At 59.5% G+C, this 14,639-nt stretch carries 16 protein-coding genes; 8 read left to right on the top strand and 8 right to left on the bottom strand.

What is annotated here, in order from left to right:
* Nucleotides 1–25 precede the first annotated feature (25 nt).
* From BLT26_RS13350 to BLT26_RS13320, 7 genes are all read left to right on the top strand, one after another.
* Nucleotides 26–1,549: a S1C family serine protease gene (locus BLT26_RS13350; RefSeq protein ID WP_091515342.1), complete on the top strand. Its 1,524-nt coding sequence runs from the start codon at nt 26–28 to the stop codon at nt 1,547–1,549.
* Nucleotides 1,546–1,995: a DUF4124 domain-containing protein gene (locus BLT26_RS13345; RefSeq protein ID WP_091515339.1), complete on the top strand. Its 450-nt coding sequence runs from the start codon at nt 1,546–1,548 to the stop codon at nt 1,993–1,995. The genes BLT26_RS13350 and BLT26_RS13345 overlap by 4 nt, the downstream gene beginning before the upstream one ends.
* Before the next feature lie 74 nt (nt 1,996–2,069).
* The gene (gene hslO / locus BLT26_RS13340) at nt 2,070–2,948 is read left to right on the top strand and encodes an Hsp33 family molecular chaperone HslO (RefSeq protein ID WP_091515335.1); all 879 of its coding nucleotides are present in this window, start codon (nt 2,070–2,072) and stop codon (nt 2,946–2,948) included.
* A gap of 308 nt (nt 2,949–3,256) precedes the next feature.
* Nucleotides 3,257–4,804, top strand: coding sequence for a phosphoenolpyruvate carboxykinase (locus BLT26_RS13335; protein WP_091515332.1), 1,548 nt, complete (start codon nt 3,257–3,259; stop codon nt 4,802–4,804).
* A gap of 132 nt (nt 4,805–4,936) precedes the next feature.
* Nucleotides 4,937–5,674 carry a D-Ala-D-Ala carboxypeptidase family metallohydrolase gene (locus tag BLT26_RS13330; protein ID WP_245720710.1) on the top strand — a complete coding sequence of 246 codons (738 nt, stop codon included), beginning with the start codon at nt 4,937–4,939 and terminating at the stop codon, nt 5,672–5,674.
* Nucleotides 5,675–5,702: 28 nt separating this feature from the next.
* Entirely contained in the window at nt 5,703–6,431 is a 729-nt protein-coding gene (locus BLT26_RS13325; RefSeq protein WP_091515325.1) for a D-Ala-D-Ala carboxypeptidase family metallohydrolase, read from the top strand.
* Nucleotides 6,432–6,510: 79 nt separating this feature from the next.
* A complete protein-coding gene (locus BLT26_RS13320; protein ID WP_091515322.1) occupies nt 6,511–7,575 on the top strand; it encodes an AI-2E family transporter in 1,065 nt (354 codons plus the stop codon).
* Nucleotides 7,576–7,587: 12 nt separating this feature from the next.
* On the opposite strand, the gene BLT26_RS13315 is transcribed toward BLT26_RS13320, so the two are convergent.
* On the bottom strand, nt 7,588–8,400 hold the full coding sequence (locus BLT26_RS13315; protein ID WP_091515319.1) for a bestrophin-like domain: 813 nt from the start codon (nt 8,398–8,400) through the stop codon (nt 7,588–7,590).
* Nucleotides 8,401–8,425: 25 nt separating this feature from the next.
* Nucleotides 8,426–9,214 carry a sialate O-acetylesterase gene (locus tag BLT26_RS13310; protein ID WP_091515315.1) on the bottom strand — a complete coding sequence of 263 codons (789 nt, stop codon included), beginning with the start codon at nt 9,212–9,214 and terminating at the stop codon, nt 8,426–8,428.
* Between the two features lie 185 nt (nt 9,215–9,399).
* Here BLT26_RS13310 and BLT26_RS13305 point away from each other — a divergent pair, with 185 nt between their 5' ends.
* On the top strand, nt 9,400–9,915 hold the full coding sequence (locus BLT26_RS13305) for a peroxiredoxin (RefSeq protein WP_091515311.1): 516 nt from the start codon (nt 9,400–9,402) through the stop codon (nt 9,913–9,915).
* Between the two features lie 21 nt (nt 9,916–9,936).
* Here BLT26_RS13305 and BLT26_RS16510 read toward each other — a convergent pair whose 3' ends face one another.
* The 6 genes from BLT26_RS16510 to BLT26_RS13280 all read right to left on the bottom strand — a co-directional run bounded on the left by BLT26_RS16510 (nt 9,937) and on the right by BLT26_RS13280 (nt 12,920).
* Nucleotides 9,937–10,092 carry a hypothetical protein gene (locus tag BLT26_RS16510; protein WP_175453120.1) on the bottom strand — a complete coding sequence of 52 codons (156 nt, stop codon included), beginning with the start codon at nt 10,090–10,092 and terminating at the stop codon, nt 9,937–9,939.
* A 57-nt stretch (nt 10,093–10,149) separates the two neighbouring features.
* Nucleotides 10,150–10,647, bottom strand: a complete 498-nt coding sequence (locus BLT26_RS13300) for a hypothetical protein (protein WP_217631444.1) — start codon at nt 10,645–10,647, stop codon at nt 10,150–10,152.
* Nucleotides 10,648–10,933: 286 nt separating this feature from the next.
* Nucleotides 10,934–11,383, bottom strand: a complete 450-nt coding sequence (locus tag BLT26_RS13295) for a DUF695 domain-containing protein (protein WP_091515917.1) — start codon at nt 11,381–11,383, stop codon at nt 10,934–10,936.
* Nucleotides 11,384–11,480: 97 nt separating this feature from the next.
* Nucleotides 11,481–11,897: a GNAT family N-acetyltransferase gene (locus BLT26_RS13290; RefSeq protein ID WP_091515307.1), complete on the bottom strand. Its 417-nt coding sequence runs from the start codon at nt 11,895–11,897 to the stop codon at nt 11,481–11,483.
* A gap of 134 nt (nt 11,898–12,031) precedes the next feature.
* Entirely contained in the window at nt 12,032–12,520 is a 489-nt protein-coding gene (locus tag BLT26_RS13285; protein WP_091515302.1) for a GNAT family N-acetyltransferase, read from the bottom strand.
* A 76-nt stretch (nt 12,521–12,596) separates the two neighbouring features.
* Complete coding sequence (locus tag BLT26_RS13280; RefSeq protein ID WP_091515298.1) at nt 12,597–12,920, bottom strand: hypothetical protein; 324 nt, start codon at nt 12,918–12,920, stop codon at nt 12,597–12,599.
* Nucleotides 12,921–14,639: the final 1,719 nt, after the last annotated feature.

Raw genomic sequence — 14,639 nt, 5'->3', positions numbered from 1 at the left:
CCCCACACCGACGGGACACCTATCGATGATGACAAGAATCCTCAGCCTCGCCGCTATCCTCCTGCTGCTGTGCCAGGCCGCCGTGGCCGATAACCGCGAGCACGAACAGCTCAAGCGCTCGATCATCAAGATCTACACCACCGCCGCCGCGCCGGACTATTTCAACCCCTGGTCGCTGCTCAATGCCAAGCAACTGTCCGGTTCCGGTGCCGTCATCGACGGCAAGCGCATCCTCACCAATGCGCACGTGGTGGCCAACGGCAGCTTTATCCAGGTACAGCGCCACGGCGACGCACAGAAGTTCCTCGCCCAGGTGGCCTTTGTTTCCCACGACGCCGACCTGGCCCTGCTGACCGTGGAGGACGAGGATTTCTTCAAGGGCACCCGGCCGCTGGACCTGGGCGAGCTGCCGGACCTGCAGGAAGAGGTATCGGTGTACGGCTACCCCATGGGCGGCAAGTCCCTGTCCATCACCCGCGGCGTGCTGTCGCGGGTAGAGCACCAGTTCTATGCCCATGCGGGCAGCTACCTGATGGCGGGCCAGATTGACGCCGCCATCAACCCGGGCAACAGCGGCGGGCCGGTCATTTCCGACGGCCGCATCGTCGGCGTGGCGATGCAGACCAACCACAGCCAGGGTGCCGAGAACCTTGGCTATTTCGTCCCGCCGAGCGTGATCGAACACGTGCTGGAAGATGCGGAAGACGGCGTACACCAGGGCTTTCCGGAGCTGGGCGCAGTCACCCAGAGCATGGAAAGCCCGTCGATGAAGCGCGCCGCGGGCCTGGGCGAGGACCAGGAGGGCGCGCTGATCGTCAAGGTGTTCAGCGATTCCCCGGCGGCCAGGGTGCTCCAGCCGGGCGATGTACTGCTGGAAGTGGACGGCTACGAAGTTGCCGCCGACCGCACCGTGGAGTGGCGCGAGAACCAGCGCACTAACTACCACTACGCGGCGGATCTCTACCATGTGGGAGACAAGCTGCCGGTGAAATTCGCCCGCGATGGGGAGATCATCGAGGCGGAAGTCGAGCTGGCCGCCCCATCCCCGTCGCGCTCGCTGGTGGTGGCAGAGAAGTTCGACCAGCGGCCGCGTTATTACATTTACGGCGGCGTGGTGTTCGTGCCGCTGAACATGAACCTGATCAAGCGCTGGGGCAACAACTGGCACTCCAAGGCGCCGGTGGAGTACCTGTACGCCCGCAACCAGTGGAGCGAGCAGGGACGGCGCGAACTGGTGGTGGCCCTGAAGGTGCTGCCGGCCGGGGTCAACCTGGGCTACCACGACTGGAAAAACTGGATTATCGATTCAGTGAATGGGCACCAGGTGACGGATTTTGACGAGTTTGCCCAGCTCATGGAGAGCAACGAGCAGCAGTTTGTCGAACTCCGCGATGAGGCAGGCTATCGCATGGTGCTGGATGCCGCCGCAGCCCGTGAGCAGGAGCCGCTGATCCTGCAGACCTACCATATCCCCAACCGCCATTCGGCGGGACTGTTCAGCACCCTGGCGGAGACTGCCGAGGCAGAACCGCCGCAGGACGCACAGTGAGCAGCCGACTCGCCGGCAGCAGCCTGCTGGCACTCCTGCTGCTGGCCCCTGCGGCCGGCGCAGACGGGCTTTACCGCTGGGTGGATGAAGAGGGCAAGGTGCACTTCGGTGACCGGCCGCCCCGGCAGGCCCAGGCAGAAGACCTGTCCGGCAAGCTGCGCCCGGTCAACGACGCCCAGGCCGTGCCCACCGGGGAATCGCGCAGCGAACGCCGCGTCACACTGGCCACTCTCGAAGACGACTACGACCGGAACCGCCGCCAGCAACAGCAGCGGGAACAGCAACAGCGCCTGCGCGCCTGCGCCCGGCTGCAACGGCAGTTGCGGATCATGCAGGGAGCAGTGGCCATCGTCGACGAGAGCGGCGACGAAGTACGCATGACCGAACGCGAGCGCCAGCAGCGCGCGGCCGCCCTCGAGCGGGAGGTATCCCGCCGGTGCGGCTGAGGGATACGCCGGACAGCTAACATTTAGGTTAGAATCCCGCGGCTTTACCCAGAGTTTCCCGAGGCCTTCGATTCATGTCCGACCAGCTGGAACGCTTCATTTTCTCCCACCACGATATCCGTGGCCAGGTTGTCACCTTGTCAGATGCCTACCGCGAAGTGCTGGAAAACAACCAGCTCCCGCAGCCGGTGGCTGAGCTGCTGGGGGAATTCCTCGCCGCCGCCTGCCTGCTGTCCACCACACTCAAGTTCGAGGGCCTGCTGAACCTGCAGGCCCGTGGCGAGGGCGACGTGCCACTGATCATGGCCGAGTGCACCCACCACAGCGACCTGCGCGGTATTGCGCGGGTGGCGGAAGAGGCGCAGATAGACGAAGGCGCCACCCTACGCCAGCTGATCGGCAAGCGCGCCGCACTCGCCATTACCGTGGAGCCCGAGGACGGCGAGCGCTACCAGGGCATAGTGCCCATGGAGAAGGAAAGCCTGGCGGAGTGCCTGGAGGACTACTTCACCCAGTCGGAACAGCTCGCCACCCGTTTCTGGATCGAATCCAGGCCCGACACCGTGGGCGGCATCATGCTGCAGGTACTGCCGGGCAACAATGCCGCCAACGCGGAGGAGAACGAGGACGCCTGGGAGACCGCCCAACACCTGGCGGAAACCGTGACCGCCGAGGAACTCCACGAGCTGCCGCACGACCAGCTGCTGACACGGCTGTTTCACCAGCTGAAACCGGCCCAGCTCGGCACCGCCAATATCCGCTTCAAGTGCAGCTGCTCCCGGGAGCGCAGCGCCCGCGCGCTGATCTCCCTGGGCCCGGAGGAGGTGTACCAGTTACTGGAAGAGCAGGGTGGCGAAATCACCGCCGACTGCCAGTTCTGCAACAACCGCTACCGCTTCGACGGGGACGATATCGAGGCCCTGTTCAACGCGCCGCCCCACACGCTGCACTGACCTCACTGCTACGGCGAGCGCCCGCTTCCAACCGGGCGCTCCCGCCCCCGGTCCCTTGCCGGTTTCGCCTCAAAAATTCACCATATCTATGTAGTAAAACTACATTATCGCAAAAACAAATAAAGCGGCACAAAATTTCACAAGACAACGCTGTCATTGGGCAAAAAACGGCCTTTATTGCTATCCCGCCAAATTGAACTTTGCCATAATTCGCCACCCGAATATTGGTGGCCCCGCTCCCTGTGGCGTGACCACACTAGATTTTATTCACGTAATTGTTTCACGTAATTTGCACGGGTATTCCACGAATGGCACAGATCGATGATACGGCGCAGGTCCTGAAGAACCTGTCGTCGGCGCAACTGGTAGAGCAGGCGCTGCTGCGCGGTGAGGGCAAACTGTCCGACACCGGCGCGCTGGTTACCGAGACCGGTGCGCGCACCGGGCGCTCCCCGGCGGACCGCTTCGTGGTTGAGGAGCCTTCCACCAGCGATAGCATCGCCTGGGGCAACGTCAACCGCGCCTTCCCCCAGGACAAGTTCGACGCCCTGTGGAGCCGTGTCGAGGAGTTCGTCGCGGGCTCCGACACCTTCGTGCAACAGCTGCACGTTGGCCAGCATGAAGACTACTACCTGCCGGTGGTGGTCACCGCCCAGACCGCGTGGCACACCCTGTTCGCCCGCAACATGTTCATCCGCCCGGAAAAGTACAACCCGAAGAGCAAGGAAGAGTGGCGCATCCTGCACGCCCCTAACTTTGTCTGCGAGCCGGAACGCGACGGCACCAACTCCGAGGGAGTGGTAATCATCAACTTTGCCCAGCGCAAGGTACTGCTGGCGGGCATGCGTTACGCCGGTGAAATGAAGAAGGCCATGTTCTCCGTGCAGAACTTCCTGCTGCCGGAAAAAGACGTGATGCCGATGCACTGTGCCGCCAACGTGGGCAAGGACGGCGATGTATGCCTGTTCTTCGGCCTGTCCGGCACCGGCAAGACCACCCTGTCCGCCGACCCGGAGCGCTACCTCATCGGTGACGACGAACATGGCTGGGCCAAGGGCGGCGTGTTCAATATCGAGGGCGGCTGCTACGCCAAGACCATCAACCTGAGCAAGGAAAACGAGCCGGTTATCTGGGACGCCATCCGCTTTGGCGCCATCGTGGAAAATGTGGTCACCGACGAGAACGGCACCGCCGACTACCACGACACCAGCCTGACCGAGAACGGCCGCTGCTCCTACCCGCTGGAGCACGTGGTGATGCGCCAGCCAGGCAACCAGGCCGGCGAGCCGAAGAACGTCATCTTCCTGACCTGCGATGTGTCCGGCGTACTGCCGCCGGTATCGATCCTGTCCAAGGAAGCCGCCGCTTACCACTTCCTGTCCGGCTACACCGCGCGCGTGGGCTCCACCGAGCTGGGCGCGGAGGCGGGCATCCACCCGACCTTCTCCACCTGCTTCGGCGCGCCGTTCATGCCGCGCGCGCCGCGCGAGTATGCCGACCTGCTGATGAAGCGCATCGAGGACTTCGGCTCCAACGTCTACCTGGTCAACACCGGCTGGACCGGTGGCTCCGGCGACAACGGCAAGCGCTTCCCGATCCCGGTCACCCGCGCCGTCATCGCCGCCATCCAGAGCGGCGCCCTGGAAGGCGTCGAGACCGAGCACCTGGAGGCCCTCAACCTGGATATCCCGCTGGAAGTACCCAGTGTGGACAAGGCCTTCCTGAACCCGCGCGAAGCCTGGAGTGACAAGGCCGCCTACGACGAGCAGGCCACCAAACTGGCACGCCTGTTCGCCGAGAACATCGAGAAGTTCGAGGTGAGCGAAACCGTCAGGTCCGCCGGCCCGCAAGGCTGAACCGACCCGCGGGTGGCCAGCTGAGCCGCCCGGTCCCAAACGCCCCCGCGGAGCGATCCCCGGGGGCGTTTTCGTTGTGGCCCACGCTTGCCGTCCGCTCCCACCCGGAGAAATGGCGCGGAAACGACTATATTGAATGATAACGCGCCGACAGATGGCGCGCCGTGCCTCACCACGACGACGACCACAGGCAGGGAGACCATGCCCGCAGGCCAGCCGTTTTCGAACTATCGCCGCCGCCCACCGGGGCAGCGCACCAACCGCCTGGTAATTGCCGGTATCGCGCTGATGCTGCTGGGCATCGTGGGCGGCCTGTGGCTGTACCTCTACCTCAAGTCACTGGAAAAGCCCTATCGCGACGTGCAGGGCTACCGCGTACCCACCAATCACACGCTGCGGAGCTTCCTGCGCCAGGGGGACAACCGCGCCCGCCTGAAGGAGCTCGAGCGATTCCTCGATTCACGGGGCGTGGGTGAAGTGGTTGAGACCGGCAGTCTCTTCCGCCAGGGGTCGGACTGGCTGGAAATCAATGAACCCCCCTTCGCCATCCCGCCCCACAGCGAATGGGAGAACATCGTCGAGACCCTCAAGGTGGTGCGCGACCAGGTGATCCCCGCCATCGGCCCGGTGGAAATACTGTCGGCCTACCGCACAGACAGCTATAACCGCCGCGGCGGCGGCGCCGGCGGCAGCAAGCACCGGCAATTCTGCGGGCTGGACCTGGTGCCCCTGTCCAATATCGGCCGTGGGGAGCTGGTGGAGGAGCTCAGGATGGTCCACGCCCAGGTGGGGCGCTCCAGCCAGGTGGGGCTCGGCATCTACAGCAGCGTGCGCTTCCATATCGATACCTGCGGCTACCGCAGCTGGTAAGCAGTCTTAATCCCGGAGCGGCTTCACCATGGACATCAAAGAGAGCGCGGACCACGAGTGGATCGACATCCATATCGAGCGACGCCGGGTCATCTGGATCAGTGTACTGGTGCTGGCAGGGGTACTGCTGCTGGCAATTTTTACCGTGAATATGGTGCAGGACCTGGCGGAACGGGTGGTGACGCCGAGGGCCTATGTGCCGGAACAGCGCGTTCCCGAGACGGCCCGCATTCCCGACGTGTCCGACATCAAGGGTTACGCTGCCGCCTCGGCCCGCGCATTCGAGCGCTTCCTCGACGAGGCCGACCGGCGCGAGATCTACACGCGCCTGCAACACTTCCTGCACATCAACAAGGTGGACGGGGTGCTCCCCTCATACCAGTTGCTGCGCCAGGGTAGCGACTGGCAGGAGATCGGCGAGCCCCCGTTTGCACTGCCTCCGGAGCAGAACTGGGAGAGTATGGTGGACACCCTGCGGGTCATCCAGGAAGAGATCATCCCGCGGATCGGGCCTGTCACGGTCCTCTCCGGCTGGCGCACCTCCAGCTACAACGCCAAGGCGGGCGGCTCGAAGCGCAGCAAGCACATGCACTTCTGCGGCGTGGACCTGGTCCCGGAGCGCGATTACTCCCGCAAGGAGCTGGTGCCCATCCTGCGGGACATCCACCGCGATGTTGGCAAGAAGTGGGACATGGGGCTCGGCATTTACAGCGGGGTGCGCTTCCACGTGGACACCTGCGGTTACCGGCGCTGGTGATTGCGAACAGCAGCTGCGCAAGTGGCTGGCAGCAGTGATAGCATAGCGCGCATCGACAACAACAAGACTGGGGGCCCCCTTGGTTCAGGCCAAACTGGAACGTCGCTCGTTTATCTTCGCCCTGCTGCTGGTTACGGTGGCGTTTGTCTTCCTGCTCAAACCCTTCTTCACGCCGATTTTCTGGGCCTGTGCCATCGCGCTGATTTTCCACCCGGTCTACCGCTTGTTGTACAACCGCTATCCGCGCTGGCCCAACGTTACGGCCCTGCTGACGCTCTTGCTGTGTACCGTGCTGGTGGTAATCCCGGTGTTGCTGGTGGCGAGTTCTTTTGTCAACGAGGTAATCGCCCTGTACCAGAAGGTCCAGAGTGGCGAGATTGACGTGGGACAACAGGTGGACCGGGTGCGTAACGCCTTCCCCGGTTTCGAGGCTCTGTTGCAACGAATGGGGATCGACTTCGACCAGCTGCGCGAGCGCCTGCTGAGCGGTTTCATGAGCGCCGGCAGTTTTATCGCCAAGAACGCGCTGGCGCTGGGGCAGAACACGCTCAACTTCTTCGTGATGCTGGGCCTGATGATCTATCTCACCTTCTTCCTGATCCGCGACGGCGAGACGCTGGTGCAGTTGCTGATCCGGGCCCTGCCCCTGGGCGACGAGCGCGAGCAGCTGCTGCTGGCCAAGTTCGCCGAGGTCACCCGGGCCACCATCAAGGGCAACCTGGTGGTGGCGGTGACCCAGGGCAGCCTGGGCGGCCTGATATTCTGGGCCCTGGGGCTGCCGGCACCACTGCTGTGGGGGGTGATGATGACCCTGCTGTCGCTGCTGCCAGCCATCGGCGCGGCGCTGATCTGGCTCCCCGCCGCCGTTTACCTCCTGGCCATCGGCTCTATGATCAAGGGCACTGTGCTGCTGGTATTCGGCATCGCCGTGATCAGCCTGGTGGACAACCTGCTACGCCCCATCCTGGTGGGAAGGGACACCAAGCTGCCGGACTACATCGTGCTGTTTTCCACCGTGGGCGGCCTGATGATGTTCGGCATCAGCGGCTTTGCCATCGGCCCGTTGCTGGCGGCACTGTTCATCGCCTTCTGGGAAATCTTCATGCGGGAATTCATCAATTCCTCGGAACTGAAGACGCTGTAGCCTGGCAACCTGCTAGCCCGCTGGCGGCGGGCGCTCCCCTTGCTGCAGCTGCTCGCTGAGCTCCTTCATCGGCGCCTGGTCCACCAGCAGGAAGCCCTCGTAACTGCGATCGAGATCGGCGATCAGCAGGATCACCAGGGAAAAGGCCACGGCCAGCGCCAGCGCCACCAGGAGCGAGCCGCCCCGGCTCACGCCCAGCTGGAAGCCGATTGCCAGCATCGACAAGGCGGTGATGGCGTAGAGCGCCACCCAGATAGGCGCGGGTATCCGGTACTCACCACCGACCAGCGTACGCCGCGTGTGGTAGTCCAGAACTTCGTTCAGGGGCTGGTAGAAGGCCCGCAGCCTTTCCGGCTCGTATCCCCGCGCCTCGTGTTGGGCCACCAGCTCCCACAGGGCCCGCTGTATCTGCTCACTGCGCTGCAGGCGCCTGCGGTAATCCTCCAGGGCGCCTGCGCGCGGGTCGAAATCCCGCACCCGGGCGTACTCAGCCAGCAGCTTGCGCGCTTTCACCGTCCCCCGCTCATCGAGGAAATCAGCCCGCAGGTAGGTGGTGGCAATGGCGTTTACCTCTTCCAGCAACAGGGCCTTGCGCTGGCCGAAGCGCTCGGCGGTCATGTTGAAGGTGAAGGCGAGCATGAAGGCCAGCAGGCCAAGGGTCGCGGCCACGACGCTGCCCATGGAAGCGTCACCGCGGCTGTCGCGCCCGCGCGCCGTCAGCCGGCCGAGCAGTGTACCCAGGCCCAACGACACCATGACTACCAGTATCGAAATGGCGCCCATTCCGAGAAGGGGGACGGTGGAAAAGAATTCACTGAAGGTCATGGGCGCCGCTCAAGTCCAGCTTTCCTTATTCTGGCCTATCGCCGGGGGAAGAGGGTGCATTCACCGCAGCCCCGTGCGGTCCGGGTCCACCAACCGGCCGGTAACCGCCCGCCCGTCGCTGCAGCAACTCCTGGGCACGGGCAGCAAAGCGCGCGCCAAGCTCGCGGTAGCCCGCGGGGGTCAGGTGCAGGTCGTTGTGTACCATTACCCCGTTTTGGTCGCGTCCGTCATTCAGGTCGTCCGTATCGACCCAGGCGCCTCGCGGCCGGGACTCAGCGAAGTGCACCTGGATCTCGCGAATTCGCCGCCAGTGGCTGCGCCCTGGGCCGTACAGGCCGTGATCACTCAGGCGGCCGATCACCACGTTGATGTCGGGCCGACCCAGGTCCGCCTCCAGCTGTGCCAGCAGGCCCGCGAGCGCACCCGCATAGGTTTCGCTCATGCCGCTGCGCGCATCCCTCTCGCCCTGCATCCACACAAAAGTGACCGACAGCAGGTTCGACCGGCCCACCGCGCGACGAACCTTTTCGAGGAGGCGTGTATATAAATCGTTGCCCGGGCGCGCTGGAGCAACTCCACTTTCTGTACGGCGATACCAGCGAGCGATCGGTTGGCCGCCCTCGGCATCCTTCACCACAATCACACGATCCCGGCCCAGCCGGGCTTCCATCAGCGGAGTGAAGTAGGCGTCCACATCGAGTCGGGCCATATTCGACTGGCCCGAGAGAATAAACAGGTGCTTGCCCGGCTCGGCGTGCGCGGCAGGGAGAACCCCCATCCATAGGGAGAAAAGCGGCACAATCATTGCCCGCATATGAGCCTCCGGTCCCTGGTGCAGTTACGGCCGCGCTATCCATGCGGCGCATCTGTATGAAAATAAGCCAGGCAGGACCCTTGTGCCAGCGCCAACACGGGAAGAGACGTATTGGCGGCCGGAGAGAACCACCGGTAACATGTGGCCGTAGAACCTGGTCGAGAACCCAAAATCCTGGAGTGAACATGAAACGCGTATTTGCCCTGCTGGTTGCCACCCTGCTCTGCGTCCCTGCCCTGGCGCTGGAAGTCGGCCAGCCGGCGCCGGATTTCACCCTGCAGGGATCCGATGGCAAGACCTATTCGCTGGCGGACTTCAAGGGGAAAAAGGCGGTGGTGATTGCCTGGTACCCCAAGGCATTTACCAAGGGCTGCACCATCGAGTGCAAGTCACTGGCGGAAAACGGCCACCTGATCCGTGAGTACGATGTGGCTTATTTCATGGCGAGCACGGATGAGCTTGAGACCAACAAGAAATTCGCCGAGTCAGAGAAGGCCGACTTCCCGCTGCTGAGTGACCCGGAAGGAGAGGTGGCAGAAGCCTACGACGTGCTGATGCCAATGCTGAATGTTGCCAGGCGCGTGACGGTGTACATCGGCAAGGACGGCAATATCCTGAAGATAGACAAGGACATCACACCGGCCACCAGCGCCGAGGATATCGCCCGCACCCTGGGGGAACTCGGGGTGGCGAAAGACTGACAGGAAAAGTAGACGCGCGACTCAGGCAACCAGCCCGGCAAAAAGCCACAGGGCCTGGCCGAGCTGGATGCCGAGTACGAACAATAGTATTCCCGTACCGATCGCCGCCAGCGTGGCAAGCGCGGTCCTCTCCGGACGGGTAAGCTCCCCCCACCAGCGTAAAAGTCGTTCGGCCATAGGAATAAACTCCCTTACTTTCCCTGTCCATTGCGCTTACCACCGCAGGCGCAGGACCTAGGCCGCGCTGCCCTGCCGCTCAGCCTGCAGGAATAGCAGCGCCGCTACTGAAAACATCGCGACAAAAAAGCCATTGAGCAAAAGGATTTCGAACGGGCCGCTCCAGGGTTGACCCAGCTTCGCCATCAGGGCAATACCGGCGGCCAGCCCCTGGGCAAGTGCCGTGGCAAACAGCGCCCAGGCCATACCTGCGGGCCTGAAGCGCGCCATCAAGGCGCCGACAATGCCCACACCCAGCACCCCGAAAAACATCAGGTTGGCGGGGTCTCCGTCCCGGCCGATCACTCCGACCCCCAGGCTAAGCCAGGCAAGCAGGAATCCGGCCGCCAGCGCCAGGCCTGCAGCCACGCGATAGGAGGCGTTGGGCGTCATCCGCACAGCCAGCTCGTAGGCGATCCCCGCGCCAAACAACAGGGCGCCAAAGACTACAAAATCGGCCACCTGCCAGTTCACCTCTTCCGTAAACTGCATGGCGATGGCGGGGAGAAGCAGCATCGTTACCGCGCCCGCCCACGCCACCAGCCTCAGCCGGCTGGCCCGGTAACCAGAACTATTCCTTGTGTTCCCTGCCATCATTTTCCCCTGTGAATCAAGTCATGTCGGGCCCTGCCCGGTTCACCAACTCTTTCAATTACCTGGCCCTGGTCGAAATATCATCCAGTTCGGGCACACTCTCTCAACACACCCATCACATGTCTCGCTGACAGGCCGATACCTGACCACACAGCGTGGATACCAGTGGCGGGCCAGGCTTACCAACAGTCCATACTGACCTCTTTACCTACCTGACGGGAGCATTCGAGAAGTCAGTTAATAGCCGCCGGAAATCTTCCCATGACCGGTCTTCATAAAAATTGATTTCTATCGGGTAGCGTGGATGACTGCCCAACGTATTATTAAGTGCTTCCAAGAATCTCTCCTGGTCGCCAATATAATAGACAAGCTCTTTGAGGTCATTTCCAGTACGACTGTATACGTGACGAAGAAAGCCATCGCTTTCTATGTGATCCTCGATTGCATCCTCCAGCGCAATCATCCCCTGGTTATCCTTTTCCAGGGGCATTCCGTTGTTGGATGAACCATCGTATTTCCAGGAGATCACCGCCAGCCAGGGCAATCCAGCCCTTATGTCGTCACCGGGCAATTCATTGACAAATTTGTAAATCACGGGGGCTCCATTTTCGTAAACCCTGCCAATGATTCCCTTTCCCTCTTCGGCATTCGCTGTCATGGTCAATACAATCCCTACAAATGTTACCAAGAATCTATTCATTCGATTAACATCAACGAAAGGGAGGGCCGATTCTGGCCCACACCATTTTTTCTTTTCAGCTACTGATGCTCGATCTACGTTCAAGCACCCAACAGCGCGGGTTATGATCAAAACCAATATGCTCATAGTACTGATTGGCGGCCGGGGCAGCGATAAGTATCAGCTTGCATTTCGGCCCGAGCTGCTCCTGGGTGAGAATTTGCAGCCGCCTCCCAATGCCGGACTTTTGGTATTCCAGGCTCACAGCCAGATCTGACAGATAGCAGGCATAATTGAAGTCCGTGACACTCCGGGCAATGCCGATAAGCTGGTTTTTATGCCAGGCAGTCACCGTAAGATTGCTGTTTGCAATCATACCTTCCATGCACTCTCTATCCTCTATAGGACGGCGATCTCCCAGAGTCGATGCCTTCAATAGCGCTACAAACTGGTCCGTGGTTACAGGTTCATTGATTTTGTATTCGAAACTCATATCTTCCCAAGGGCGGCAGACGCGCTCTCTAATAGCCTGAAAACGCCGATCTATAACTTGCCACGGCCGAAACAGAGGGAAAAATGCCTACAAGCCCTGCCAGACCGGTTATTGCTCTTCCCTACTTTAATATTTCAGGGCCTTGACGCTGCGTGCCAGACCATATTTTTTAACTTTATAGTCTTATTACCTTTTAACACGCCCGCCTCTCCGGCAAATTCAAACCCCATTTTCAGGTATAACTTAAAAGCCGGTTTATTATTGTCAGAAACCTTTAGTGTGACTCTTCCGCATCCCTCCGAAAGAGCGTGATCAAGCAGCGCCTCGACAAGCCTTGAGCCGACATTACTCCTGCGACTGGCAGGGGAAACCCACATTGAAGTGAGCTCACACTCTCCATTAGCGTAAACACCACCAATCAAACCAATGGCACATCCGCCACAGCGTGCAATTAGAAATTTCACGCTGCTCTCCTCAGATGCAATTAACTGCCATTGATCCTGGTTAAGGCTGTTGGCTTCGCCATATGTAATACCAAAGGCATCAGGTGAATCACGAAGCGATTCCAAACGAATCTTTTTTAACGACTCCCAATCATCTTCCCGGGTAGGCACGATTTCCATAGCTTGAAATCCTAACAACTAGCCAAGCGGAGTGAGGTCCAGCCCCGCAGGGGCGATGCTGCCTTTTCTTGTTAGTTTACTCTTCGACTTCATGTGGTGTTTTAGCCACTTCCCATTTGTCGCCGACTTGATTTCTCCATGCGTGGTAGCCTGGCTTTATTGTTGCCACCTCGAAGACCGTAGGATCAATTTTGGTGATTTCTTCCAAGCCAACCAACTTGGCATCATCCATTGTATATTCAATATCACTCAAAAATTGCCAGCTATCATCTTCTGCATCGTGATACACAACCTGGATTGGGCACTTTCCTTCGATAATCTGGCTGATAGTAAAAACAGCACAATTCTTGGGCTGGTCAAAAGGCCACTCTACTTCTTTTTTCTTGAAAATTCCGAACATGCTTAAGTTGCCTCCAGAAACTAACGCCCGCCGCACAGGCGAGCAACTTGTTGTGAGTCCAGCGCACGTAGTGCGCGATTGTGCCGGCGCTTGTTATGCGTGCTAATCACTAAGGCCATACTCTCCATAGATAGGGAGCGCGAGGCCAAAAAACCAAAAAGTTACCTGCTTGTAATCACAAGCACCCCAACCTGCAGCGTTAAAGGCTAGCAATGGCCCGATCGCGAAAGATCTATGACCATAAACTTCCAGAACCTCACCAGATGAAAGGGCTGATATTAGTGCTTCACCACCCCTCAAGTAAAAGTCAAACCCACTGCCCTGTGCGCAAGGATTCTCCTTAAACGCCAAGGATATTTGAGGGACACCAATCAAATACGTCAGTGCGTAGAGTACCAGGACTGTTCTTAGCCATTGCTTCCTCATTCGAGCCAATTCTTACGCATAACGCCACCGGCAGGGGCAGCTTACCTTGTGCGCGTTTTGCGCAAAAGTGGGAGCGCTGCGACCTGCGCAAAAGGTGCACAAGGTAAGCTGTCCCGCGGAGGGCCGGAGGCCCGGAGCAAATTGCCCGGCCTTGTTATGAGCGCTTACGGAGTACACCTCTTACTCTACCTAATTTAACGGGGCCAAATCTCCTGAAAATTTGATCTACCAAAAGCGGCAACGCTAACAATACAGCAGCAAGCCCTATCCAGCTAAAGCTAAACAATAGGTAGAAAAATGCAGCAGTACCAAGCGCTGACGCGATCACTGCCTCGAGCATATTCGCCCACCATGGTTGATGGAATATTGATACACACTCCGAGCAAATATAATTATTGCTTAAAACTGGTACTTTCAGTGATTTCTGAGAGCAGTTGGGGCATTTCCTTCTAAGCATGCTCGATTAGCTCATAACGCCCAGCGCAGCGGGCCAATTGTAGCGAGGAACGAGCGGAAACTGGGTCCGCCTGCCGCCGCTTGTTAGGCGCACTCCAGCGCGGAACTACGTTGATTTAATGAAACTACTAATGCAGCTCCGATAATACTATGCAGAGGCAGGGTCGCCACTAATATCACCGCATAGAATCTAAGCACCCTCAAAAACCAAGTTGGATGAAACCCTTTCTTTACCAGCAAGTGCCGACCGACTAGAAACCCAGGAATTAGCGTCAACAAAGTTACAATTTGGCCCAATGCAATGCTGCTTACAAATAGAATTATAGTTTCGAAGTCTTTTAGACCGTCTGAGCCGAGGCCTTTAGAGTAGAACGATAATTCAGCGATGAAATCATAGAAATATATGATTGAAGGGGCCAGCAAGATTACGCAGAGAGCAGACAGCACGTTTACTTTCATATTATCCCTTGGATATAGTTCGCCTAACGCCCGCAACAGGGGCGACCAATGCTATGCACCTTTTGTGCGAACCTGGGAGAGCAGCGACCCGCACAAAATGTGCATAGCATTGGACGTCCCGCGGAGGCCCGAAGGGCCGTAGCAAACTGCTTGCGCTTGTTATGGTGTATGCCTGCCATTCACAACTACTGCCCTTACCTCAACCACACACTTCATTAATTTCGCTCATTCTTTTCTTGGCGCGAGAGATAGCTGAATCGAGCATATACTTCGATAATTCGGGTGACGCTTCCTTAGCATGGATCTGGATTAGTGTATTAATCTGTTCATTTTGTATCCGCTGGATCAAACGAAGTCTGCACATTTGACTAGCAATTT

Source organism: Microbulbifer yueqingensis, from assembly GCF_900100355.1.
Classification (GTDB): domain Bacteria; phylum Pseudomonadota; class Gammaproteobacteria; order Pseudomonadales; family Cellvibrionaceae; genus Microbulbifer; species Microbulbifer yueqingensis.
The sequence above is the reverse complement of the archived record's forward strand: the minus strand, read 5'-3'. Positions and strand labels throughout refer to the sequence as shown.